Source organism: Planktothrix sp. PCC 11201, assembly GCF_900009135.1.
Taxonomy (GTDB): Bacteria; Cyanobacteriota; Cyanobacteriia; order Cyanobacteriales; family Microcoleaceae; genus Planktothrix.
On sequence record NZ_LT797710.1, the window covers coordinates 93,894 to 119,768 of the forward strand.

Genomic DNA, 25,875 nt, shown 5'->3' on the forward strand with positions numbered 1-25,875 from the left:
GTTTATATCCCAAATTTTATTAATTAAAGTTAATTGGGACGGGGTGGGAAATTCCGTAACCCTGAGCATAATCAACTCCTATCTCCCGCAATTTTTCTAAGATCATTTCGTCCTCGACAAACTCAGCCACCGTTTCCAAATTCATGGCATGGGCAATATGATTAAAACTTTCAACGATCGCTTGAGAAATCAAATTATGATTAATATTCTTGACAAAAATACCATCTATTTTTAGATAATCAACGGGTAAATTCATCAAATAAGCAAAGGAGCTTAACCCACTGCCAAAATCATCTAAAGCAAAACTACAGCCAATCTCTTTGAGCGCGCCTATGAAATATCGGGCTTGGTCAAAGTTAGCGATCGCTTCGGTTTCAGTAATTTCAAAACAAATGGTCTGTGGGGGAATTTGGAAGCGAGGAAATTGTTCGATTAAAAACCTCATAAACTGATGATTACAAATACTAGCACCAGAAAGATTAATCGTATATAAGCCTTTAGTCAGAATTTCTTGCCTAGATAAATTTTGATAATTCGAGAAAAAAGTTTCAATTACCCAGCAATCGATCTCGGTGATCAAGCCATAACGTTCGGCGGCGGGAATAAACTCATTAGGCGAGACTAATTCGTCATTATCACCTAACATTCTGACCAAAATCTCATAATGCTCTACTAAAGGTTTAGAAGTAATAGAGATAATCTTTTGATAGTAGAGACAAAAACGATTGGTTTCCAGGGCTCGACTGATTTTGGCAATTAACTGTCTCTCCCCCCGCTGTTTAATGAGTTCGCGATCATCTTGACGGTAAATATGAACACAGTTGCGCCCGTTCGCTTTAGCAGCATAACAAGCCGCATCAGCTGCTCCTAAAACCTCCATCAAATCTCGGCTAGTTTGGTCAATGGCAACCACTCCAATACTGACCCCGAGGATAAAAGTTTTGCCACTCCACATAAACCGAAACTGACGCACTAGGTCTTTGAGATTTTCTGCAATATCAAAAGATTGAGCGAGGGGACATTGATTGAGCAAAAGACCAAATTCATCACCCCCCAGGCGAGCCAATATATCATTAGCGCGAACCCCCTGTTGTAAAAGTTCCGTAATTTGACGCAGTAACTCATCCCCAGCAATATGACCGACGGTATCGTTAACAACTTTAAACTGATCTAAATCTAAATAACAGAGAACGTGCTGCTGATTGCTATTTTTAGTAGAAGCGATCGCATCTATGAGGTACTGCTCAAATCCTCGACGGTTAATTAACCCTGTCAGGGCATCATGACTGGCTTCCCAGGAGAGTTGACGGGTGAGATGACGCCATTGGGTCATATCATGAAAGACAATGACTGCGCCGATAACTTCACCTTGACGATCGCGAATTGGGGCTGCTGAGTCCTCAATCGCATACTCCGTCCCATCCCGGGCAATCAGAATTGTATGGTTATTAGCTGAACCTACTATTTTCCCTTCTAACAGTGCTTGGCTGACCGGATTATCTGCGGGTTTTCGGGTAACTTCATTAATAATTACCAAAACCTCAGATAAAGAAAGTCCTTGGGCCTGCTCTGCTTTCCAGCCCGTGAGTTTTTCAGCAACTGAATTAATATATCTAATATTCCCTTGGGCATCAGTGGTAATCACCCCATCACCAATAGATTGTAAGGTCACCTGAGCTAATTCTTTTTCAGCAAAGAGGATATCTTTGAGGCGTTGATGTTCTTCTATCTCTTTGAGCAGGCGCAAATTCTGTTCTTGCAGTCTTTTTTGGAGTCGTTGGATAGTGAGGTGAGTTTCGACCCGGGCTAATACTTCTTCGACTTGAAACGGCTTAGAAATATAATCTACCCCGCCCGCCGCCAGTCCTTGAACTTTATTTAATGTTTCATTCAGTGCACTTAAAAAAATCACGGGAATATTTGCGGTGCGCTCATCGGATTTTAATTGTCTGCACACTTCATAGCCATCGATATCGGGTAATTTAATATCAAGTAAGATTAATTCCGTCGATGGAGATTGGGCGGCTCTGAGTGCCATGGCCCCCGTCGTGGCACTGCGAACCTTATAGCCTTCTTCACTCAAGGTATCCCTGAGCAAACGGAGGTTATCGGGTAAATCGTCAACGATTAAAATATCCCCTTGATGACTGATAATTGGATCGCTTATCATGCTATATCTTTAATTTGATAAAATTTAAGTATAATATAGCAATATTTTACTGAATAGGGAAAAAATATTAATGGGTTTTTATTAGATACTCATATTTTATTTTCTGGGGATTTCAGATAGTTGGAATTTCCTAAATATCAAGTAAATCGGTTATGAAAAATCGGACTTCCCAAATCGCCGGGCTACTGGTTATTTCCATCTCTGTAATTGTACTCCTAGGTTGGCAATTTAACCTATCCCTGCTCAAAAGTGGTTTTCCCTCGATGACCTCAACCATGAAAGTAAACACAGCACTGTGCTTTCTGTCTGCTGGAGTATCTTTAATATTGTTGTCGCGCCCACGACCCACCCAACTATATTATCGAATCTCTCAAGGTTTAGCCGGAGCGATCATTTTCATCGGTTTACTAACCCTGAGCGGATATTTATTCGGTTCGGATTTGAAGACAAATCATGGATATATTGTATCCTCAGAAACCCATGATTCAGGACGCATGAGAATCAATACGGCGTTCAATTTTGTCCTGATGGGAGTAGCCCTATTCCTACTCGGGCGAAACCGTCCCTGGAATATTGGGTTGGCTCAGATTTGTAGTAGTGTTGCGGCTTTAATTTCTCTGTTAGCGTTATTAGGACACCTATTCCATGTCGATGTTCTTGAACGATTTTTCCTCCTAAGCACGGGTCAAGCAATCAACTCAATCCTAGCCTTTTTCCTTCTCCATATCGGAATTTTGTGGCTCCGACCGCAGGAGGGATTCATGCAGGTCTTAACCAGTCCCCTAGTGGGTGGTGTCATACTTCGACTGTTACTCCCTTGGGCAATTGTTTTTCCCATATCCCTAAACTTGTTAACATTTCAAGGACAAAAATTAGGCTGGTATAACGCCGAATTTGGCTATAGTTTACGGTCAATCATTCTAGTTTTGACCTTCTCAATTCTGCTCTGGGTCACGGCTCGATTTTTGAACCAAATTGATCACCAACGCCAACAAGCCGAGGTACAACTCAAAAAAATTAACCAAACCTTAGAAAGTCTTGTAACCGAACGCACAGAATCTTTAGAAAAATCCCAGGCTCGTTTTGCCGGAATTTTAGAAATTGCCAATGATGCGATTATTTCAGTGGATAGCACTCAACATATTACCCTGTTTAATCAAGGGGCGGAAAAGATTTTTGGTTACAAACTAGAGGAGGTTTTGGGGCAACCTTTGAGTTTATTACTCCCAGAACAGTTTAGAAATGCCCATCATCAGCATATCCAAAAATTTGCCCAGTCTTCGGGAAAAGCCAGAAGAATGGGAGAACGAGGTGAAATTTGGGGTCGTCGTCGAAATGGGACGCAGTTTTTGGCTGAAGCCTCAATTTCTCGGTTAGAAATCGGAGACGAAACATTATTTACGGTTATTTTGCGGGATATTAGCGATCGCAAACAGATTGAGACGGCTTTACGCAATAGTGAAGAACAGTTTCGCCATGCGTTTCAAGATGCCTCAATTGGGATGGGAATTCTTTCGATGGATGGGCATTGGCTGAAAGTCAATCCTGCTTTGTGTCAAATTGTTGGCTACTCTCCAGAGGAATTGCTAACACTAACATTTGAAGATATTACCTATCCTGAAGACTTGGAAGTAGATCTGAACAATAGACATCAGCTATTAGCAGGAACCCTGTCAACTTACCAACGAGAAAAACGTTATATCCATAAGCAAGGACATATTGTTTGGATTCTGCTGAATGGATCGGTCGTCCAAGATCAGCAGGGAAATCCACTGCACATTATTGCTCAAATCCAAGATATCACGGCCAGAAAAGAAGCTCAAAAGACCCTAGAACTGCAAAGCATTATTATGAATAATATGGCGGGGGGAGTCTGTTTAGTTAAAGTCCCAGATTTGATAATTGTCTACACTAATCCCAAGTTTGATGCGATGTTTGGCTATGCAGAGGGCGAACTTTCCGGTCAACCCGTGGGTGTAATTAATTATGTCGATACCCGGGTGACGCCCGATGCCACCGTTGAAGATATCGCCACCCAACTTGAACGGGACGGGGAAGCCAAATATGAGGTCTACAATCGGAAAAAAGATGGCACACTCTTTTGGTGCCGAGTTCACACCTCTAGGTTTGAGCATCCTGAATACGGAACTGTATATGTTGCTGTTCAGCAGAATATCACAGAGCTAAGACTGGCGGAACAAGCCCTGCAAGCCACCACTAATCGCCTTAACTTTCTGCTCAACTACAGCCCCGTTGTGATTTTTAGCAGTAGACCCGATGGTGACTATGGTGCAACATTTGTTAGCGAAAATATCAAGGATTTATTGGGCTACGAACCCAAAGCGTTTTTAGAAGATTCTGAATTTTGGATGAATCATCTACATCCAGATGACGCAGATCAAGTGTTTAATGGACTGGCAAATCTATTCGACGATGGTTTTCATTTTCAAGAATTCCGTCTTCTGCACGCAGATGGGAATTATCGTTGGGTACTCGAACAAGTCAAACTCATTCGAGATCAGGTAGGTAGACCTGTGGAAATTTTGGGATATTTAATTGATATTAGCGATCGCAAACAATTTGAATTAGAACTTCAGCAGGCAAAAGAAGCAGCAGAAGCAGCTAACCAAGCTAAGAGTATCTTTCTTGCCAATATGAGTCATGAACTCCGCACCCCCCTCAACTCAATTTTAGGATTCACGCAATTAATGAGCTATGAAAGCGCTTTGCCTCCTTCCGTCCAAGAACGCTTACAAATTGTTAATCGGAGTGGTAAACATTTGTTGGATTTGATTAATGATATTTTAGATTTATCCAAAATTGAAAGCGGACGGATGACCCTCAATCTTTCTGACTTTGACTTAACAAATTTACTAACTTCCATTCAAGATCTGTTTCAAGTTAAAGTTCAATCTAAAGAATTACAGCTAATTGTTGAGCGAGATCCCGATCTTCCCAAATTTGTGCATACCGATGAGAAAAAACTCTATCAAGTCTTAGTCAATCTCCTCGGTAATGCGATTAAGTTTACTAAGCAAGGAAGTATCACCCTGCGGGTAAGAGTAGGACAAAAAGAAACAAACTTCTGTCGTATAAGCTTTGCCATTGATGATACGGGGGTGGGAATTGCGCCCACAGAAATTGAGAGTTTATTTCAGGTTTTTGTACAAGCCGAAGCCGGAAATAATTTGAGTCAAGGTACGGGTCTGGGTTTAGCCATTAGTCAAAAACTAATCCAACTTATGGGCGGTCAAATTCGGGTTAAAAGCACTTTAAACCGAGGGAGCACTTTTTTCTTTGAGATTGGTGTACAGTTACCTCAAGCCAAGTCCTTACCCTCAGAATCAATTATTGATCAAAGAGTAATTAGTTTAGCTCCCGGACAACCAACTTACCGCATTCTTGTCGTCGAAGATTTAGAAGAAAATCGTCACTTGTTAGTCGATATCCTGACCTCAGTTGGTTTTCAGGTGAGGGAAGCAACCCAGGGCTTGGAGGCACTTTCGCTGTGGGAAAATTGGTTGCCACACTTGATTTTTATGGATCTGCGAATGCCGATCATAGATGGATATACTGCTACAAAACGCATTAGAGAAAACCCTAAGAGCCAAGAAACTGTTATTATTGCTTTAACTGCTAGTGTTTTTGAAGAAGATCGAGAGAAAGTTATTCTGACTGGCTGTAACGATTTTATCAGCAAGCCATTTCAGCAGAGAGAAATTTTTGACAAACTCGCTAAATATTTGGGAGTGCAATATATTTACGAAGCCGAAGAACAAGCCCCCAAAAAACAATTGGTTGAAACGCTTTCTGTAGAAGATATATCTATGATGTCTCCTCAGTGGTTAGAACAAATGTATCAAGCCGCATACTATCTCGATACTGAAGTAATGAACGAATTAATCTTACAAATTCCCGAATCTAAAGCCAGTTTATCCCAAGCACTAACTGATTACATCAATAACTTTAATTCTGACCGAATTATGGAGTTAATTCAACCGTTGCTAGGGGAAGTAATAGGGAATAGCTAATTTATTTTGTTAATTTTATAATCAAATCTGTATTAAATCAATAATAAAAACTGGTCAACTGTAATAATACTAATTGCTCGAAAAGGATTTAATACCAACAAATCCTTATCTCCTGTAATTATATAATCAGCGTTACCACTAACAGCCAATTCTAAATATTTATTATCTTTGGGATCTCGGCATTCTTCTATTGATTTAAAATCTCCTCTAATATTTCAGGAGTTAAACCTCTAGCTATGGCTTTTCTACTAATATCATCCATTAATTGCCCTAGGGTATCAACTTTTTCTGTTTGAATGGAGTTGATTTTTAGTTTCATTAATGTGGAAAATTTTAATTCAATTTGTTGCTTTTCTATGTCACTTGCTTCCCGATAGGCTTGAGCAATTTCTTCTGGTACTTTAATCGTAATTTCTTGTAATTTATTCATAATTTGTTAAACCTCATCTTGCCTCTGATATTTATCGGATTTCCTCTGTTTTCGACCTTCTAAAATGTTAACATGAATTTATAGAAAATATTGACAGGGGTTAAAACCCCCTGAATTGCTTTTCATCTGGTGGTCTAAAGCCACTGAATTTTCAATCTCTGAGATATCTTCTATAATTAAAAGATTGTTCAGTATTCATTATTTCCCACTCGCCGTGACTACCACTCCCTTACCTCCCAATCCCCAACGCCCCGCCACACAACGCCCAGACCTGCTCGGACGCTTCGGACAATTTGGAGGCAAATATGTCCCAGAAACCCTAATGCCTGCCTTAGCTGAACTGGAAACAGCCTATAACCATTATCGTCAAGATCCCGAATTCCAAGCCGAACTACAAAGTCTGCTGAAAGACTATGTGGGAAGACCTAGCCCCCTATATTTCGCCGAACGCCTGACCCAATATTATGCTAGACCCGACGGCAGCGGCCCACAAATTTATCTGAAACGGGAAGACCTCAACCACACCGGAGCCCATAAAATTAATAACGCCCTCGCCCAAGCCCTATTAGCCAAAAAAATGGGCAAACAGCGCATTATTGCGGAAACCGGGGCGGGTCAACATGGGGTAGCCACGGCGACGGTTTGCGCCCGCTATGGCCTAGACTGCGTGATTTATATGGGCATTCACGACATGGAGCGTCAAGCCCTGAATGTGTTTAGAATGCGGCTATTAGGGGCGGAAGTGCGCCCGGTGGAAGCGGGTACCGGAACCTTAAAAGATGCCACTTCTGAAGCCATCCGCGACTGGGTAACTAACGTTGAGACCACCCATTATATTCTGGGCTCCGTTGCCGGGCCACACCCCTACCCCATGATTGTTCGGGATTTCCATAATGTGATTGGGGTAGAAACCCGCGCCCAATGTTGGGAGAAATGGGGGGGTTTACCCGATATTTTGTTAGCCTGTGTTGGAGGTGGTTCTAACGCCATGGGGCTGTTTAATGAGTTTGTCCATGAAACCTCTGTGCGTCTGATCGGGGTCGAAGCTGCCGGGTCAGGGGTGGAAACGGGAAAACACGCCGCTACCCTCACCCATGGCCGGGTGGGAGTGTTACACGGAGCGATGAGTTATCTATTACAGGATGATGATGGCCAAATCATGGAGGCCCATTCGATTAGTGCCGGGTTAGATTATCCCGGGGTGGGGCCAGAACATAGTTATTTAAAAGATTTGGGTCGGGCGGAATATTACAGTGTGACCGACCAGCAAGCGTTGGATGCGTTTCAACGGTTATCCCGTTTAGAAGGGATTATTCCCGCCTTGGAAACAGCCCATGCGATCGCCTATTTAGAAACCCTTTGTCCGCAATTGGAAGGCAGTCCTCGGATTATTTTAAATTGTTCAGGACGGGGGGATAAGGATGTTCAAACGGTACAAAAATTCCTGAATCATTCTAATAGTTAGCTGAAGTAAATTATTCACCGCTTAACATTTTTTGGGTGGGTGGTAATATGTCACCTACCCCTAGGGTTAATATCTTTGATCGCCCAATCAATATTAGTTTTTCTAATTTATCTAGGGGTATAATTTTATTTTTTAAAAGATTGTCAAGGAGTCATGACATTTTATTGAAAATTACTCTCAAATAGTTGACGAAATCATCGGGGTTCTGGTACACTATAAAATATACCTGCCAAGGGGTTGTTGTGTTTAAGAGCAAAAATAGCGTCTAAAACCCTGATTATTTCGTGAAATATCCGGTTTTTTTGCCCCAATTGCCAGCCTATCTTGCACGAATTTTAGGCAAAAAACTGGAAGTCCTAGAAAGGTATCTTGACAAATGGTATGTTTTGTGCATCAAGCAGAAAAAGCGATCGCCATCTCCCAAAAACCTGTTTTTCCCCATCGCAACGATACTTTGTCAACCATATTAAAAAAGCGAACAATGTTTAAGTTACCTGTAATGGGAATAGTCTTATTATTGGGAGGGTGTACATTTTTATCGAAAACTAACTTAATTTCTCCATCCTTACCGGAGGTAAAACCCATTTTAGCTTCAACTCCTTCTAATCTTGAAAAATTAGAGTTATCGGTTTATCAGCAAGTCAATGAATATCGCAAATCTAAGAATTTACCCCTGTTAAAACTTGACCCTAATATTAGTGAACAGTCTCGAATTCATAGCTATGCAATGGCTAATGGGAAAGTAGCTTTTGGTCATGGGGGTGCAGAAGCTCGGTTTCAAAAAATTAGTCAGTTTGTTCCTTGGCGAGAAATTGCGGAGAATGTGGCTTTTAATTCTGGTTATGTTGACCCAGGAAAAGAAGCTGTTAAAGGGTGGATAGAAAGTCCGGGTCATCAACGGAATATGGTGGGAAATTTTGACTTAACTGGAGTGGGTATTGTTAAAAATGCGAAGGGAGAGTATTATTTTACTCAAATTTTCGTGAGAAAAAAATAGGGTCAATAGGAGTTCTTGCTATTATTCTGAGAAGGGTTAAGTCTAATTTAACCACAAAGACACGAAGACACAAAGAGGTTTAAAACCTTAACCCGCTCATTGCTATATTTGCCAAACTACGATAAAATCAATTAAAATTATTTTTAAATAATATGTCTAATTTTCAAGTTTGTGATGGGGATATTTCGGAAGCGTTATTATCCGAATATCTGACCGCAGATGCTTTAGCGGTAGATACGGAGACAATGGGTTTATTACCTTGGCGTGATCGCCTTTGCTTAATTCAAATTTGTGACCCTAAAGGTCAAGTGAGTGCGATTAGAATTGCTAAAGGTCAAAAAGAAGCCCCTAATTTAAAAAAACTCTTTGAAGCTCCTAATATTCTGAAGGTATTCCATTTTGCTCGATTTGATATTGCTACAATTCGTTATCATTTAGAGATTGAAGTTAATCCGATTTTCTGTACTAAAATTGCGAGTAAATTGGTTAGAACTTACACGGGAAAACACGGACTCAAAGAGTTAGTCCAGGAATTAGAAAACGTCGAACTCGATAAAACCTCCCAAAGTTCCGACTGGGGAAATGCAATTAACTTATCAGAAAATCAATTAAATTATGCCGCCAATGATGTTCGCTATTTACTGAATGTACAGAAAAAGCTGGTTTCCATGTTGGAGCGAGAAGACCGTTTAGAACTCGCACAACAATGTTTTTCCTGTTTACCTGTGCTTGTGACTTTGGATTTATTACAATTTAATGGTATTTTTGAACATCATTAAATTTTAACGCCTAATTCTGGTTGGGATATTCTCAAAAAAAAATTCCCCCAACCGAAGTTGAAGGAAACCATCAGGGTGCATCTACTTTTGTTTATTCTGTTAGGATTGTTTCTGATCGGGATATTCTCAAAAAAAAATTCCCCCAACCGAAGTTGAAGGAAACCATCAGGGTGCATCTATTTTTGTTTATTCTGTTAGGATTGTTTCTGATCGGGATATTCTCAAAAAAAAATTCCCCCAACCGAAGTTGAAGGAAACCATCAGGGTGCATCTACTCTTACTTATTCCTTTAGGATTATTTCTGATCAGGATATTCTCAAAAAAAAATTCCCCCAATCTAAGTTGAAGGAAAATTATCGGGGTACATCTATAGCAGAAATGACCGAAACCCCTGATATGGCTTTGCTGCTATAGTTACGGTTGCTATCTTCTTCAGAACGGAGAGGGGGGGATTCGAACCCCCGGAACCTTTCGGTTCACCTGATTTCAAGTCAGGCGCATTCGACCACTCTGCCACCTCTCCAGTTGCTCATTGTTGAGCCAAACAATTATAGCATAAATGATGATTGTGCCAAGCGCTGAGACAATAATTCTGTTTCAACGACCTGGAAGTCCTCACCTACCCAAACTAACGACACTTCCGATACTTGATTTTGGTCTAAACTGACCAGCGAAAAATTCCGTTGCTTCCCTTGGGGGGTTTTTCTAATCCGACTCACACAGGCGGCATTCAGATAGACCGTCCCTTCTGGACTGGTTACTAACCGTTGACGCTGACGGGTTTTCGTATGGCGAAGGTGATGGTGCATATGACCAAAAGCGACTAAGGGAATGGTTTTACCCAGGGTGCGAGCATGGGCGATCGCTTCGGCCAAATCGGGATCACCATAATCTCCCCCGATGGGGTTCCAATCCTTCCCGCAGGGAGCCTCTGCTGCCTCTCCTAACCCCGTGGGGCCGTTGTGACTTAAAAACAGAATCCGATCATAGGTCGCCGTTTCCACCGCCTGAATCATGCGTTGTGCGGATGCTGCAAAACCATCTACACCAAATCGCTCCTTGTAGAAATCGTGATATTTCCATTCTGGGCCCCCCCAACTGAAGGGACGGCCTCCGACCACGGTTAATTGCAAATCGGGAAAATCCCGTTTTCCGTAGCCTACATGATCCTCCCCAATCAGATCCAGTTGTTCTTGGACACGATCTTCTATTGTCCGATTATAGGGGCATTTTTGGCGTCCCCAGTCGGTGGCGGTGTACCAAGCGTCATGGTTGCCAAAAGCGACGGCTTTGGGGGTATCCACGGCGGCGATGGTTTTGACAACATCCACCGCCTCATTGCCAAAATCCCCCACAAATAGAACTAAATCAACCGCTAAAGACTTCAATGCTAGGGTGTCGGCCTGTTCCCATTGATCATGAACGTCTCCAACAACGGCAATTTTTAGGGGTTTGATATTCACAAGGATGATAGTTTCAAAGCTTCCTAACCTAGAATAAGCAATTTTGGGGCAACGGTGAATCCCCATTTTTGGTGAATCCAACTATAATTAAACTACCCTGAACAATATTGAGAGTTCCGATAAGGTTCTATGTTTACATCCACCCTTCCCGCGACAAACCGTTCCACTGTTGCCGATTTACCCGAGGATTTGTTTGCCGCCATTCAAGAGCTTAAGCAAAAATTAAATGCGGTGATTTTGGCGCATTACTATCAAGATCCTGATATTCAAGATATTGCTGATTATATTGGAGATTCCCTGGGACTAGCGCGACAAGCGGCTCAGACCGATGCCGATGTGATTGTTTTTGCTGGGGTTCACTTTATGGCGGAAACGGCTAAAATTTTGAATCCTGATAAGTTGGTATTGTTACCGGACTTGGATGCGGGGTGTTCTTTGGCTGAAAGTTGTCCGGCCGATGCTTTTGCTCAATTTAAAGCCAAATATCCCGATCATATTGTGGTGTCTTATATTAATTGTACCGCCGAAATTAAGGCGATGAGTGATATTATTTGCACCAGTTCTAATGCGGTGGAGCTTGTCCGGCAAATTCCTGAAAATCAGCCGATTATTTTTGCGCCCGATCGCAATTTAGGCCGATATGTGATGGCAGAAACGGGACGGGAAATGGTATTATGGGAGGGGGCTTGTATGGTGCATGAAAACTTCTCCCAGAAGAAGTTAGTGCAGCTAAAAATTGCACATCCCCAAGCGGAAATTATTGCCCATCCTGAATGCGAACTTCCGATTTTAGATCAGGCGGATTATATTGGTTCCACCACGGCATTATTAAACTATGTCAAAAACAGTCCTAAGTTAAGTTTTATTGTGGCAACCGAGCCCGGAATTATTCATCAAATGGAGAAGGAAACCCAGGGAAAATCCTTTATTCCTGCCCCACCCCTCAGTAGTTGTGCCTGTAATGAATGCCCGCATATGAGGTTAAATACCTTAGAAAAACTATATTTAGCGATGAAAAATTGTTCTCCCGAAATTACCCTTTCTGAAGAAATCCGAATTGCCGCTTTACGTCCGATTCAACGAATGTTAGAAATGAGTCAAAATATTAATGTTCCCAAGGGATAGGAAGGAGTCAGAAAAATCACAATTTTTGTCAAAATTGTAATATTCTATGGTAGGAGTTCGTTCTCTAAACCCGATTCGAGGTCTAGTTTAGAGAGTGAACTCCTACATTTTTTTTCACGAATCACTTATGATTGCTATATAAAACCTAGATCAAAAATCTCCTTGCTGAATATTAAACGGATCAATAACTCATGAATAAACATTTAATTATTTTCACCCGCTACCCCGAACCCGGAAAAACAAAAACTAGGTTAATTCCGGTTGTGGGAGAAATTGGAGCCGCAAATTTGCATCGTCAAATGACGGAAAAAACCTTAAATACAGCCCGACAATTACAAAAAATAGAGTCTCTGTCTATTGAAGTTAGATTTACTGGAGGCAATTTAGATGTGATGCAAAATTGGTTAGGAGCAGATTTAATTTATGATGCTCAAAGTTTTGGGGATTTGGGAAATCGGATGGGAAAAGCCTTTCAAATGGCATTTTATGAGAAAAAAAACCAGATTCTCATGATTGGAACCGATTGCCCAGAACTAACTGTTGATATTTTATCTGAGGGATTTAAACTATTGCAAGATCATGATATTGTGATCGGCCCAGCCAAGGATGGGGGATATTATTTAATTGGTTTAAAACGTTATATTCCTGAATTATTTAAAGATATTGCTTGGGGAACAGCAACGGTTTGTGAGACGACCCTCAAGATTTGTGAAACCTTGAATTTATCCGTCGGTAAATTACCTGTATTATTAGATATTGATCGTCCTGAAGATTTAGTTTTTACTGAATTTAGCAATGAACAATTAGGGTATTATGGCCTGTGATGGCTATTTCCTAGAGATTGAGATTCCAGACTGACTCCCCAAAACCTAAGTAATCTGGGATGATGGAGGGAGTATTATGCGGCTATGTCATTCTAAATTAATACTGGGACTATTCGTGAGGCTAATGATATGGAGGTTGATGAATTATTAAAACGCTATGCAGAAGGAGAGCGCCTGTTTCGAGCCGTTAGCCTCGTAGGAGCAGATTTAAGGGGTGTTGACCTCCGGGAAGCCACAATAGCCCGAGCTAACTTGGAAAATACCTCCTTCGTGGGAGCCAACTTAGTCGGGGCAAATTTTCGAGAAACCAAGTTTACGGGTGTTGACTTCACCGATGCGGATTTAAGCGATGTTAACTTAATTGGGAGCTATTTAGGCGATACCAAGTTCAACCGAACCAACTTATGCGGTTCGAGTTTGCGCGGGTCTTCTTCTAAAAATGTTAGCTTCACTCAAGCTAATCTCACCGAAGCTAACCTGACAGAATCGAATTTTGCGGGGGCGAATTTTGCGGGGGCGAATTTAACCCATGCTACCTTAGTCCGAACTAATTTGATGAAAGCTAATCTCACTGGAGCGATTTTAGAAAGCGCCAACCTAACCAACGTGATTCTGCGAGAAAGCATCTTAGAAGGAGCAAACTTAACGAATGCGACTCTGAGTGGAGGAATGATGATTGGGGCTAATTTCCATGAAGCCGATTTAACCCGAGTCACCATGATTGGGGCTGATTTAAGTGAAGCTAACCTGAGTGAAGCCAACCTGCGGGGGGCGAATGTAACTTGGACAACTTTACGCGGGGCTAATATGAGCCGAGCTAGACTTTACCGCACCAAATTATCCTGGTCGAATTTAAGTAGTGTCAATCTGATTGAAGCTATTATGATTGATACTAAATTAGACCAAGCGAATTTGAGAGATGCGGATACCCGGGGAGCAATTTTACCGAATAAATAATGGATAGGTTCTGTGCCAATACAATCGACTATTGATTCTCAAGAACTGTTGCGTCGTTATTTAGCTGGAGAACGAGATTTTAACCATGTTAACTTGATTGGTGCCCATCTATGTCAAGTCAATTTGGTTGGGGCTAATTTAACTGGAGCATCTTTAGCCAGGGCAGATTTAACAAGAGCTATACTCCATGAAGTTAACTTGACCAATGCCTTTTTGTACGGGAGTAATTTAAGTTTTGTCAAGTTGGGTCGAGGACAATTAAAAAATGCTGATTTGACCAAAGCCAACTTGGAAGGAGCGTTTTTAGTCAAGTCTGAGATGAGTGGCGTTAAACTCAGTGGTGCGATTTTACGCGGGGTTAACTTGCGAGCGGCTAATTTATCCGGGGTGAATTTATGTGGGGCAAATTTGGTGGGTGTAAATTTACGCGGGGCTAATTTAAGTCAAGCTAATTTAAACTGGGCAAATTTGACTCGTGCGAGACTCACAGGGGCAATTTTTAAAGACACCCAAATGACCGGAATTAATCTGAGTTATTCCCATTTATTAGAACTAAATCTTCAGGGATTGGATTTAAGTGGAGTCAATTTTACCCAAGCATTAATGACCCGAACTAATCTACAAGATTGTGATTTAACTGCCGCTAATTTGAGCCAGACTCAGTTAAAACAAGCGGATTTAAGTCGGGCTAAATTACAAGATGCGAATTTAGTTGAAGCTAATCTAATCAGTAGTAATTTGACTAATGCAATGTTAATCCGGGCGGATTTATCCGGGGCTATTCTAACCCATGCGGCGCTAATGGAAACGAATTTGAATTTAGCTATCTTGAAAAAAGCCGATTTGCGCGGTGCTAACCTGCGAAATGCCTATCTCTGGAAAGCGGATTTATCTGGAGCTAATTTAGCAGGTGCCAATCTCTATGGAGCCAGTTTACGCGGTGCTAACTTAGAAGGAGTTGATTTGACAAATGTTAATTTAACCGGGGCTACCCTTTCGGATGGGACAGTTAATCCAGGTTAAGATGGCTATTTCCAGTCAGAGGTTCTGCATCCTCTTAAATCCTAGTTTTTAAAGGTCTTGAATCGCCAAATTTTAACATTTTATAGTAAATAAAACAACCCTTTTTTTTATTGCCAATTCAAGGCAAAATATAAGTATAGAGTTTTTTGTGAATTAGCCACTATGATGCTTAAAGCTAGAGATATTATGACCGCCGAGGTGGTCACCATCAAGGGTTCCGCCACCGTTGCCGATGCCGTTGAACAAATGAATGATCTGTGTTTACGCGCCTTGATTGTTGAACGGCGTCATCCACAGGATGCCTATGGGATTGTCACTGAAACCGATATTGTTTACAAAGTCACTGCCTACGGGAAAGATCCTAAAAAAATCCGGGTTTATGAAATTATGACTAAACCTTGTATTTCTGTGAATCCTGACCTGGGTGTGGAATATGTAGCGCGGCTCTTTGCTCAAACCGGAATTCGTCGCGCTCCTGTAATTCAGGATGAGCTCCTGGGAATTGTTTCGGTTACGGATATTCTGGCTAAGGGAGACTTTGTAGAAAATCCTAAAGGTATTTTATTAGAAGAACGGATTCAAGAGTCAATTGATGAAGCCCGGGCGATTTGTGCAGAAAAAGGAGCAACCTCAAAAGAATGCGCCGCGGCTTGGGATATTGTAGAGGAATTAGAAGCCGAAGCATCTCACCAAAAAGCCGAACGTTTAGAGAAAACTGCCTTTGATTTATACTGTGAAGAAAATCCCGATGCGGCAGAAGCTCGGTTGTATGACACCTAATCATTGATTAACTTTAATGATGGGGATTATCCCTGCGGTGTTCGGTGTTTGACTAATGCTCAGGACGCAGCCTGTTCGCTTTTAAGTTGCCCATCAATAGTTACATTTTCCCCCTCTAACCTAGTAGTAGTATAGAGGGGGTGTGTTTTCGGTAGGAATTTGGGATTAATTCTGGGGAAAAAGCCACAGTAACAAGGGAAAAGAGATGAAGGATTACCTCTTAAATAAAATATTAGCTAAACTCCCTTTAAGGATTATTTTTATAATTCCCTTTGTCTTGCAAATTTCTGGTATTGTGGGATTAGTGGGATATTTGTCCTATCAATCTGGACAGAAAACAGTTGAAGATTTAGGCACCCAATTAATGGATGAAGTCGGCGATCGCGTTAAAAAAAATTTACAACTCTATTTACAAACTCCTCATCAAATTAATCAAGTTAACTTAATCCAAATTGAACTCAATTTATTGAATTTACAAAATTTATATCCCTGGGAAAAATATTTGTGGCGACAAATTCAAATCCACCCCGACATGGCTTATATTGCCATCACAACCGATAAAAACAAACAACGAAGCGGAGAGAAATTATTAGGTGGAAGTCTTCATATTAACCTGGTGGGGGATGATGTGGGGATGAACTTTTATAGTTTCAATGTGAATGAAAAGGGCGATCGTACCACGGGAAAGTTGATTATCAAAAATTATGATCTGCGTCAACATCCCAGTTATCAAAAAGCAGTCCGAGCAGGAAAATCATCTTGGAGTGATGTATTTGTTTCTTTGTTGGAACCGACCTTATTAATTAGTGCCTTAGAACCTATTTATAATCCTAACAAACAGGTGGTCGGGGTGTTGCTCTCTACTTTACGCCTCGATCAGATTGGTCACTTTTTAAGTACCTTAAAAATTGGCAAATCAGGACAAACTTTTATTATTGAAAAAACCGGTAAATTGTTAGCCACTTCCACGGGAGAAATTCCCTTTCGCTCGGTTAAGGGTGAAAAAAAATTATTTCTAGCCACCGAAAGTAAAAATCCTATCACCCGGGCAACAGCCCAGTATTTAAACAGGCAATTTTCTCAATTAAAATCACTTCCTAAAAACCCCAAAATTAAGTTAAAAATCCAACAAGAAAACTATTTTTTAAGTTTGGTTCCTTTTCGGGATTCTAAGGGGTTGGAATGGCTGATTGTTATTGTTGTTCCAGAAAATGATTTTTTAGGACAAATTAAAGCCAATAATCAAACCACTTTTTTACTGGGTTTGTGTGCATTTTTTGTCGCTTTATTGATGAGTTTATTGACGGCTCGATGGGTGATCAAACCCATTCTAAAACTCAATCAAGCCTCTAAAAATATTGCTCGAGGAGAATGGAATCAGACAACGGAAGTTAACCGTTATGATGAACTGGGAGAATTAGAAACATCTTTTAATTTTATGGCAAATAAGTTAAAAGAATCTTTTTCGATTCTGCAAGAAAATGAACATCGTTTGAACCAATTTTTAGATGCTGTTCCCATTGGGATTACCGTACATGAACCCACGGGAAAAATTTATTATATGAACCGAAAATGTCTGGAAATATTGCAAATAAAAGCTATTTTAAATGCAGAAAAAGAAGATTTAAGTCGAACTTACAGAATTTATAAACAGGGGACAAATCAATTTTATCCTACAGAGGAGTTACCGATTATTAGAGCCTTAGCTGGAGAAACCATTTATTTAGATGATTTGCAAATTTATCAGCCAGAAAAAATTATTCTGCTTGAAATTTGGGCTACTCCGATTTATAATCATCAAGGTGAAATTATTTATGCGATCGCAGCCTTTCAAGATATTAGTCAGCGCAAACAAACCGAACAAACTTTAGCAGACTATAATCATACCCTAGAAACCCAGGTTAAACAACGCACCACCGAACTCGCAGAAGCCAAAGATAAAGCCGAAGTCGCCAACCGTGCTAAGGGTATTTTTCTTGCGAATATGAGTCATGAACTGCGAACGCCCTTGAATATAATTTTAGGTTTTACCCAAATCATGAATAGTTCTCAGACCCTATCTGCTAAGGATCGAGAAAATATTAAAAGTATTAATAATAGTGGAGAAGATTTATTGAAATTAATTAATAACATTTTATCTTTTACAAAAACCGAAGTAGAAACCATAAACCCTAATTTTGATCAGGAAATTTATGTAGATACTCAAACAAACCTAAAAACTTTTAACCTAACGGTGGAAAGCTTTTCGGGAATGTCCTTAGAATGGATAGAACAATTATATCAAGCTATTTCCTCCTTAGACGAACCTTTGATTTTTGGTTTAATTGAGAAAATTCCACCAGAAAAACAGGAGTTATCGGAAGAATTAAAATATTGGGTGGATCATTTTAGGTTCGATTTGATTTTTAATGTCCTGGAAAATATGATCCAAAAATCTTAATTAACCATGAATCCAACCATTGAGAGTAAATCGACCATCAGCAAACTGTTGAGAGGGACAATACACGGGTAAAACTTCATGTTTACAGCGACTATCAAAAAATATAATACTATTATTTCGAGGTTGAATCTGAGTAAATTTTTCATGAATGATAGCTTCTTCTCCTTGAACTTTAGTTTGATATAACCTCAAATCTCCACCATAAAAACCTTGAGGTTCTTGATGAAAATAGTACACATAGGTTAATTTACGATTAGCTGCTTTTCCCCCATCTACATCTTGATGAATTTTATAATATCCTCCATGTAAGTGAGCCGTAATTTGGATTTCTAAATGCGCCACTAAAAACATTTGTATTTTTAATTGTTCCATCACCTGCGGTCTGGCGGTAAGAATTTTATGGGTAATTAATTCATGAAATTCTGCAAAGTGTTCAGGAAGTAAAATATAGGATTGACGATATTCTGATTCCTGATTAATCACTTCTGAGGAAAAGAAATGAGTTTGATTAGCGAGCGTCAGGTTTAAAAGTTTTTGATAATCTTCCTCTGAAAAAAAATTATCAATTTGTACATAATCAGGATTTATAATAATTGCTTCTGCTTCGGTACTATGGGATGAATTATCGCAAGATGGGAGAAGATCGGATAAATTTGAATTAAAATCTTTCTGTTGTGATAATCTGCCTATTTCTAATACTTTTAATGCGGCATTTAGCCTTTGCTCATAGGGAATTTCTGGTTGATTAATACTAGACTTCACTATTTCTAAGGCTTGATTTAAAATTTGATCAAACCTGATATTGTAGTCTTGATTTTTTTCCATATTAGATAACAGTGGAGATGATTTTTTTTGCATAAATCAAAGTTTTTATAAAATCAATTCCTTGATTATACTCAGTTTTGATCCCCCCAAGGCAGAAATTTATAAAAAACCATGTATTAGGTTGAAGACTTCAAAGAACAACAAAAAGTTTGGAGGTCATTATACATTTGACGGAATAAGGGGCATTTTTTTTTAACTTTATTCGGATCAATTTCTAATAAAAGAATAGGGGTATAATATCCTTTAGAAAAACGGGGTTTGTGCCGATCAGTTTCATCTTGAATACTTGATTGGATTAGTGCTTCTGATAGTTTATCTTGACAGCAATCTCTTTGAGAGTCGTACTCACTAAATGATTCTGGATTATCAAAAGAAATATTTGCTTGCGTACTTAACCACCAACGCATCCGTTGCTGTCTTCCTCTAAAATCAGGATGTTTAGCGATTGAATTATCCCAATCTGCAATAATCCACGCTTCGAGTTCAGGCGCGGCAAACCCTATCAATATTGGAATCCCATCACAATTTGGTATTTTTGATAAAGAGTCTGATATTTTTTTTCTTTGTGTTTCTGGATTACGACAATCTAAATCATCAAAAACAAAAATCAGGTCACATTGATTTCTTTTTTCTTTTAAAGCAATTGGTAATTCCTCTTGAATTTGCTCAATTAAACTCTTACCTGTTCTTCCATAACTCATGGACTTATTAGGTCTAGGGCCAGATTTTCGACGAAATGGCGTTTTTCTTTTAAATGTGCACCCCGGAAAAGTGTTTGTTAAAAAATTGATTAACCCTCCTATTTTTCCCTCTCCTGCTCCGTCCTTTTTCCTCAATCCGACTTCAGATTCACCCCCTCCAGCAAAAACCCATACTACCACGGCCAACCTCCCAGACTCGGATCGCCAACACGATATAAATCACCTAATTCCCACCCTTCTGTTAATTTTGGCTCTAACATTTCCCTAGAAATGGATTTAATTGAAAAATGGGTTTGATCAGTGGAATCAAAATAAGAAACATTCTCTAAACAATCGGTAAAATGATCCAAAAGATCAGGACTATGGGTCGTAATAATCACCTGAGTTTTTTGAGCCGCTTGTTTAATCCACTCAGCTAAAATTGGCATCCAGGCAACGTGCAATCCTAATTCTGGTTCATCAATTACTAACAAAGAAGGTAGGACTGGAGAATGTAATATTGTTGCCCAACACAACATCCTCACTGTACCATCGGACATTTCATTGAGATAAAAGGGTTCATTCGTGTCTTTAAAATGCCATTCTACAGTTAAAGATAAACGACCAGAACGGATTGGTCTAATTCGACGAGTTTTGGGTAGAATGGATTTCATTGCTAAATTAAGACTTTCCTCAAAATCAATATTTTGATTATATAAGTTATCCAAAACTAAAGCTAAGTTATCGCCTGATTGAGATAAGTAAATATCACTTTGTCCTAGCTTTGGCTCGGCGGTTCTAATTTGGTTTAAATCCATGTTATTAGCATTATAAAAATGCCACTTTGAAACCAAGTCAATTAATTCTCTCCTGATTCTATAAATCGGTGTATTTTCAGGAGGATATTGACTATTTTCTAAAATTTTAGTAATTGATGATAGGCCCAAAGAATTTGTAGGAATATTGTCTAAACTTTCAAAATGAGTTGGGTAGTATTGACCGGGTTGATCGTAAACAGATACAACTCCTTTACCTAATCCTCTATTATGTAATTTATAATAATAAAAAGGATCGGAGTCGGCTGGATCATGTAAATCTTCCCCCCCATATAAATATTCTTCTGAAACTGTCGCCCTAGTTTCTCCCCTATCAGTATAGAGTTGTAAGTCAAAAACTACACTGTCTCTTTCAGGATTATTCGTCTGGGAAATTTGGGAAAAACAATAATAAAGATTAACTTTTGCTGGACTACTCACACTACTATCTAAAATTCTAGTGCCACCAATTTTGGAAATGGCATCTTCAAAACCACTCACTCCTCGATTTTCTTCGGGAATATTAATTAAGCAATTTTTTAAGAATTTAAGACAACTAATAAAATTACTTTTTCCCGAACCATTTGACCCGATAAATATATTCAGATTACTCAGATAAAATGGTTGCTCAGAACATAAATTTTTGTAGTTTTTGGTTGCCAAAAAATGCAATAAGGGTTGATTCATAAATTTTGACAATAATCACCAGATTTTTCATGGTATCACAAAATAAAAAAATATGCAATACTTAAACACACAAACCCTGAAAATAGAGGAGAATTAAACATTGAGCATCAAGAGCGAATATACCTTAAAAGCTGGGTTTAGTTGTTCCGGTGTGGGATTACATACGGGTGTGAACACAACTGTTAGGGTTTTACCTGCAAATATGGGGGAAGGACGCTATTTTGTGCGGGTTGATTTACCAGAAACTCCTAAAATTCCTGCTATATTAGAATCAGTATTATCCACAACTTTATCCACAGAATTAGGCAATTCAATCGCAACAGTTAGAACCGTTGAACATTTGTTAGCAGCCCTAACCGGAATGGGAATTGATCACGCCCGGATAGAAATTGATGGCCCGGAAGTTCCCCTATTAGATGGTTCGGCTCAAAATTGGGTAGAGGCGATCGCCACCGTTGGACGTCAACCTCTCGATAGTCCTCCCCAGGATGTCCCTCATTTTCAAATTACCCAACCCCTATCCGTCCAACAGGGGGATGGGTTTGTCGCCGCTTTTCCCGCATCCGAAACCCGATTTACCTATGGGATTGATTTTTCGGTTCCAGCGATTGGCAATCAATGGTATAGTTACACGGCTAATCCTGAAATCTTTGCGCGGGAAATTGCTCCGGCTCGGACTTTCACCCTAGAAGAACAGGTAGAACAGTTACGCCAAGCGGGACTGATTAAAGGAGGTAGTCTGGATAATGCGATTGTCTGCGGAAAATCAGGATGGTTAAATCCACCTTTGAGATATGCAAATGAACCCGTGCGTCATAAAATTTTAGACTTAGTAGGGGATTTGAGTTTATTGGGTTTTCTGCCCCAAGCTCATTACTTAGCATACAAAGCCGGACACCATCTCCATGTTCAACTGGTTCAGGAAATATCAAAGTAGTAAGCCCGACCGGGCTTCCCTCCCCTCTTACTGATCACGCCCTAACCCCTATTACGACGGTTGATGATGTCTACCACTAACGCTAACTTAAATTCATCGGATATGGACGACGCCCCCGTGTTGAATCCTGAAACAGTATTGATGATTGAGGAGATTCAAAATTTATTACCCCATCGCTATCCCTTTGCCTTGGTGGATCGAATTATTGAATATATCCCGGGGAAAAAGGCCGTGGGCTTAAAAAATGTCACCATCAATGAACCCCATTTTCAAGGTCACTTCCCGGGGCGTCCCATTATGCCCGGAGTTTTGATTGTGGAAGCCATGGCCCAAGTGGGTGGAGTGGTTTTAACTCAACTTCCTGATTTGAAAGGAAGCTTGTTTTTATTTGCCGGAATTGATAAAGTCCGATTTCGTCGTCCCGTAGTTCCAGGGGATCAATTGATCATGACTACGGAATTATTAGTCGTGAAACAACGCCGTTTTGGTAAAATGCAAGCTCGCGCCGAAGTCGATGGTAAACTGGCCTGTGAAGGAGAACTAATGTTCTCCCTTGTGGACTGAATTCTTATACCTTATTAGGTTTTAACCCATTTTAATTTCTATGACGACCTTAATTCACCCCACTGCTGTGATTCATCCTGGTGCAGAACTCCATCCGACGGTTCAAGTTGGCGCTTATGCTGTGATTGGGGAATATGTTAAGGTCGGTGCGGATACGGTAATTGATTCCCATGTGGTGATTCATGGCCGCACGGAAATTGGCGATCGCAATCAAATTTTTCCCGGGGCGGTGATTGGTTCCGAACCTCAAGATCTCAAATATGATGGTTCTTTGAGTTTAGTTAAAATTGGCAATGATAATCTGATTCGGGAATATGTCACGATTAATCGCGCTACAAATGCCGGGGACGCGACGATTATTGGGAATCAAAATCTATTGATGGCCTATGTTCATGTTGCCCATAATTGTGTGATTGAAGATCAGGTGGTAATCGCCAATTCCGTCGCCTTAGCAGGTCATGTTTATATTGAATCAAAAGCTCGATTGAGTGGGGTTTTAGGGGTGCATCAATTTGTGCATATTGGGCAATTGGCTATGATTGGCGGAATGACCCGAATTGATCGAGATGTGCCTCCGTTTGTGTTAGTTGAGGGGAATCCTTCTCGGGTGCGATCGCTGAATTTAGTCGGGTTAAAACGAGCCGGATTTAGTTCCGAGGATTTTTCTTTATTAAAGAAAGCCTTTCGCTTACTATATCGTTCTGAATATTCTTTTACCCAAGGGTTAGAACAGTTAGATTTATTACCAGATCATGTGGCGATTCAACATTTACGCCAGTTTATTAAGCGGTCTCAAACCGATCCCGGACGTCGGGGAATGACTCCCGGGGGAAAACGCAAAACCACTGAAGATTAATCAATGAGGAGGTGAGTCATTGATGATGATAGATTTAAAATCTCTCTATGAATTAGATGATGCTGAATGGTTAGAAGAAACTGTTAAATTAATTAAAAATCACCAATTTGAACAGCTAGATGTAGAAAACTTAATTGAGGAATTAGAGGATTTGGGGAGAGAAAAGAAAAACGCGGTAGCGAGTCTTTTAGAACAGATTATCCGTCATTTATTGTTACTGCAATATTGGACAAGTGAAGCTGAATATAATGCTGTTCACCAGAAAGAAGAAATGTATACCTTTAGAGTTCAGTTGAGACGAAAAATTACCACAAATCTCCGTAATTATTTAGAATTGGAATTGGATTCTATCTATCAGGATGCGTTAGGATTTGTCAAGATTAAAACTCAAAATTCCGTCAACTTTCCCCCAGAATGTCCTTATATCCTTGAGCAATTACTAGATATTGATTGGTTTCCGGTTTAGATTTTATGAGAAAAATGATCTTGCAATAAACGATTAATAAAACGATAACGATCGCCTGTTTTCTGTAATAATAATTTATCCGTAGCATCATTCAAAAACCGTTGATAATTCCAGGGAATATTGCCATCTTTCCAAAGAATCCATCGGATTACAAACTGTTCTATTTTTTGCTTTAAACTCGATTTTTCTAATCCAATTGCCCATAACAATCCCAACCCTATCCCAATAATTAATAGCAAATTTATTTTACTAATAATTCCGGTGATCATAATCCCGATCACGATGACCCAAATTAAACCTAAAATCAACTTTAATGTCAATTTATAACGTGGTTTTTGTTCATTCTCATCTAACCAATGAATCGGTATTTTTTTAACTGAAAATTCTGTGACTTCATCGGTTGTTAGTCGAGTTGCTAACCATCCTAACCATCGTCTAAAACTTTCGGATTTAGGAGCTTTTCCCGGGAGATATTGCGATTTATGAATATCCTGATTTAGTTGACGACGAATATAGGCATTAAATAAATAATCCCGTTGTTCCTCAAAGGAATTAAGATGTTTCCAAGACATGATCAAAATTTCTTCATAAGCTAAAGTCATCATCGTTAAATATAACGGTGTTTTTGCTAAATTTAATAAGGGTTTATCAGTTTCAATATTATGCCAAAGTTCTCGACTACGAGAATTAATTAGATAATCTTGAATTTGGGGAATTGTTAAGGGACGTAAGAAAATAGCCCCATTCAAATCCAAGCGTTCTGAAAGTTTTTGATAACTTATAACATTAGCACAGATCACCAAATGTAAAGGAGAAACATCCCCATTCAACAGTTGATTAATTTGTTGAATATATTGAACTTGTTTATTGAAAGAAACTTGATCTAATCCATCTATTAAAGGTAAAATTTGCAGCTGTTGTATCCAATTTTGACCCACAGCAATAGAAATTCCATACTTAATATGCAGTTGTTCTACAATCCAATCTATAATCAATTGATCGGGATTCTTCCAAGTTGATAAATCCAGTAAAACCGGCATAGGTTCTTCAACATCATTTTGAGCGCGACTAACTAATACTTTAGTTAATCCGATCAAGGTTGTGGTTTTTCCCGAACCGGTCGCGCCTAAAATTAATAATCTGCCATTTAAACGATCAAAAACCTGAATAATTCCCGTATCATTCGTTAAACGAACACTCGGATGATGACTCACTTTTAACTCCACATCCCAGGTTCGTCGCATTTTTAAGGGTGGCGTTTCTTGAGCTAAATAAGTTAATACCGCTCGATGTAACGATTGTAAGCGATACTGTCTCACTTCATTTTGGACTTGAAGCAGCAATTTTTGACGATTGTCTAATTGAATCTGGGAAGTAGTCAATTGTGGCATTGAAAATTTAGGATTTGTGAAAAACCGTAACCTACCCGTTTCCGTGAAAATACCACCAGTATATAGCAATGCTAAATCTTCTGCGAAAAAAACCGTAGGAATTTTGTCTTCAAACCCCTACAATAAAACAGTCTAAAGCTGTGTAAGTAGTCTGGACGGATATTTGATCA

Annotated in this window: 22 protein-coding genes and 1 tRNA gene; 14 read left to right on the forward strand and 9 right to left on the reverse strand. The window is 39.7% G+C overall.

The genetic code is table 11. The annotated features are described in order from the left end of the window. Positions 1–19 precede the first annotated feature (19 nt). Positions 20–2,170, reverse strand: coding sequence for an EAL domain-containing protein (locus PL11201_RS19685; RefSeq protein WP_079680587.1), 2,151 nt, complete (start codon positions 2,168–2,170; stop codon positions 20–22). A 152-nt stretch (positions 2,171–2,322) separates the two neighbouring features. Here PL11201_RS19685 and PL11201_RS19690 point away from each other — a divergent pair, with 152 nt between their 5' ends. Then, complete coding sequence (locus PL11201_RS19690) at positions 2,323–6,201, forward strand: PAS domain S-box protein (protein WP_079680588.1); 3,879 nt, start codon at positions 2,323–2,325, stop codon at positions 6,199–6,201. A 32-nt stretch (positions 6,202–6,233) separates the two neighbouring features. Here PL11201_RS19690 and PL11201_RS19695 read toward each other — a convergent pair whose 3' ends face one another. Next, positions 6,234–6,413, reverse strand: coding sequence for a putative toxin-antitoxin system toxin component, PIN family (locus PL11201_RS19695; protein ID WP_079680589.1), 180 nt, complete (start codon positions 6,411–6,413; stop codon positions 6,234–6,236). Continuing rightward, complete coding sequence (locus tag PL11201_RS19700; protein ID WP_079680590.1) at positions 6,389–6,631, reverse strand: hypothetical protein; 243 nt, start codon at positions 6,629–6,631, stop codon at positions 6,389–6,391. The genes PL11201_RS19695 and PL11201_RS19700 overlap by 25 nt, the downstream gene beginning before the upstream one ends. 214 nt (positions 6,632–6,845) lie before the next feature. On the opposite strand from PL11201_RS19700, the gene trpB reads away from it, so the two are divergent. The 3 genes from trpB to PL11201_RS19715 all read left to right on the forward strand — a co-directional run bounded on the left by trpB (position 6,846) and on the right by PL11201_RS19715 (position 9,872). After that, entirely contained in the window at positions 6,846–8,096 is a 1,251-nt protein-coding gene (gene trpB, locus PL11201_RS19705; RefSeq protein WP_079680591.1) for a tryptophan synthase subunit beta, read from the forward strand. A 376-nt stretch (positions 8,097–8,472) separates the two neighbouring features. Beyond that, positions 8,473–9,093, forward strand: a complete 621-nt coding sequence (locus tag PL11201_RS19710) for a CAP domain-containing protein (RefSeq protein WP_234996785.1) — start codon at positions 8,473–8,475, stop codon at positions 9,091–9,093. Between the two features lie 152 nt (positions 9,094–9,245). Then, positions 9,246–9,872: a ribonuclease D gene (locus PL11201_RS19715; RefSeq protein WP_079680592.1), complete on the forward strand. Its 627-nt coding sequence runs from the start codon at positions 9,246–9,248 to the stop codon at positions 9,870–9,872. 438 nt (positions 9,873–10,310) lie between these two features. Here the strand turns inward: PL11201_RS19715 and PL11201_RS19725 are convergent. Further along, positions 10,311–10,395: transfer RNA gene (locus tag PL11201_RS19725), tRNA-Ser, on the reverse strand. Between the two features lie 25 nt (positions 10,396–10,420). Then, positions 10,421–11,344: a TIGR04168 family protein gene (locus PL11201_RS19730; protein ID WP_234996804.1), complete on the reverse strand. Its 924-nt coding sequence runs from the start codon at positions 11,342–11,344 to the stop codon at positions 10,421–10,423. 120 nt (positions 11,345–11,464) lie between these two features. On the opposite strand from PL11201_RS19730, the gene nadA reads away from it, so the two are divergent. From nadA to PL11201_RS19760, 6 genes are all read left to right on the forward strand, one after another. Beyond that, the gene (gene nadA / locus PL11201_RS19735) at positions 11,465–12,460 is read left to right on the forward strand and encodes a quinolinate synthase NadA (RefSeq protein WP_079680595.1); all 996 of its coding nucleotides are present in this window, start codon (positions 11,465–11,467) and stop codon (positions 12,458–12,460) included. A 191-nt stretch (positions 12,461–12,651) separates the two neighbouring features. After that, positions 12,652–13,284 carry a TIGR04282 family arsenosugar biosynthesis glycosyltransferase gene (locus PL11201_RS19740; RefSeq protein ID WP_079680596.1) on the forward strand — a complete coding sequence of 211 codons (633 nt, stop codon included), beginning with the start codon at positions 12,652–12,654 and terminating at the stop codon, positions 13,282–13,284. A 129-nt stretch (positions 13,285–13,413) separates the two neighbouring features. Continuing rightward, positions 13,414–14,241 carry a pentapeptide repeat-containing protein gene (locus tag PL11201_RS19745; protein WP_079680597.1) on the forward strand — a complete coding sequence of 276 codons (828 nt, stop codon included), beginning with the start codon at positions 13,414–13,416 and terminating at the stop codon, positions 14,239–14,241. Positions 14,242–14,271: 30 nt separating this feature from the next. After that, positions 14,272–15,264, forward strand: a complete 993-nt coding sequence (locus PL11201_RS19750) for a pentapeptide repeat-containing protein (protein ID WP_079681041.1) — start codon at positions 14,272–14,274, stop codon at positions 15,262–15,264. A 162-nt stretch (positions 15,265–15,426) separates the two neighbouring features. Next, a complete protein-coding gene (locus PL11201_RS19755) occupies positions 15,427–16,044 on the forward strand; it encodes a CP12 domain-containing protein (RefSeq protein WP_079680598.1) in 618 nt (205 codons plus the stop codon). 205 nt (positions 16,045–16,249) lie between these two features. Next, on the forward strand, positions 16,250–18,484 hold the full coding sequence (locus PL11201_RS19760; RefSeq protein WP_079680599.1) for a cache domain-containing protein: 2,235 nt from the start codon (positions 16,250–16,252) through the stop codon (positions 18,482–18,484). On the opposite strand, the gene PL11201_RS19765 is transcribed toward PL11201_RS19760, so the two are convergent. The 3 genes from PL11201_RS19765 to PL11201_RS19775 form a co-directional block, all read right to left on the reverse strand. Next, the gene (locus tag PL11201_RS19765; protein ID WP_079680600.1) at positions 18,485–19,342 is read right to left on the reverse strand and encodes a 2OG-Fe(II) oxygenase; all 858 of its coding nucleotides are present in this window, start codon (positions 19,340–19,342) and stop codon (positions 18,485–18,487) included. A gap of 83 nt (positions 19,343–19,425) precedes the next feature. Beyond that, positions 19,426–20,010: a DUF4276 family protein gene (locus PL11201_RS19770; RefSeq protein WP_144017834.1), complete on the reverse strand. Its 585-nt coding sequence runs from the start codon at positions 20,008–20,010 to the stop codon at positions 19,426–19,428. Between the two features lie 173 nt (positions 20,011–20,183). Then, positions 20,184–21,491, reverse strand: coding sequence for an AAA family ATPase (locus PL11201_RS19775; protein ID WP_079680601.1), 1,308 nt, complete (start codon positions 21,489–21,491; stop codon positions 20,184–20,186). 100 nt (positions 21,492–21,591) lie between these two features. On the opposite strand from PL11201_RS19775, the gene lpxC reads away from it, so the two are divergent. From lpxC to PL11201_RS19795, 4 genes are all read left to right on the forward strand, one after another. Beyond that, a complete protein-coding gene (lpxC, locus tag PL11201_RS19780; protein ID WP_079680602.1) occupies positions 21,592–22,428 on the forward strand; it encodes a UDP-3-O-acyl-N-acetylglucosamine deacetylase in 837 nt (278 codons plus the stop codon). A 102-nt stretch (positions 22,429–22,530) separates the two neighbouring features. After that, complete coding sequence (gene fabZ / locus PL11201_RS19785; protein ID WP_369821850.1) at positions 22,531–22,992, forward strand: 3-hydroxyacyl-ACP dehydratase FabZ; 462 nt, start codon at positions 22,531–22,533, stop codon at positions 22,990–22,992. Between the two features lie 40 nt (positions 22,993–23,032). Continuing rightward, on the forward strand, positions 23,033–23,848 hold the full coding sequence (gene lpxA, locus PL11201_RS19790; RefSeq protein WP_079680604.1) for an acyl-ACP--UDP-N-acetylglucosamine O-acyltransferase: 816 nt from the start codon (positions 23,033–23,035) through the stop codon (positions 23,846–23,848). A gap of 22 nt (positions 23,849–23,870) precedes the next feature. Next, the gene (locus PL11201_RS19795; RefSeq protein WP_079680605.1) at positions 23,871–24,314 is read left to right on the forward strand and encodes a DUF29 domain-containing protein; all 444 of its coding nucleotides are present in this window, start codon (positions 23,871–23,873) and stop codon (positions 24,312–24,314) included. On the opposite strand, the gene PL11201_RS19800 is transcribed toward PL11201_RS19795, so the two are convergent. Further along, on the reverse strand, positions 24,311–25,705 hold the full coding sequence (locus PL11201_RS19800; protein ID WP_079680606.1) for an NACHT domain-containing protein: 1,395 nt from the start codon (positions 25,703–25,705) through the stop codon (positions 24,311–24,313). The genes PL11201_RS19795 and PL11201_RS19800 overlap by 4 nt on opposite strands. Positions 25,706–25,875 lie beyond the last annotated feature (170 nt).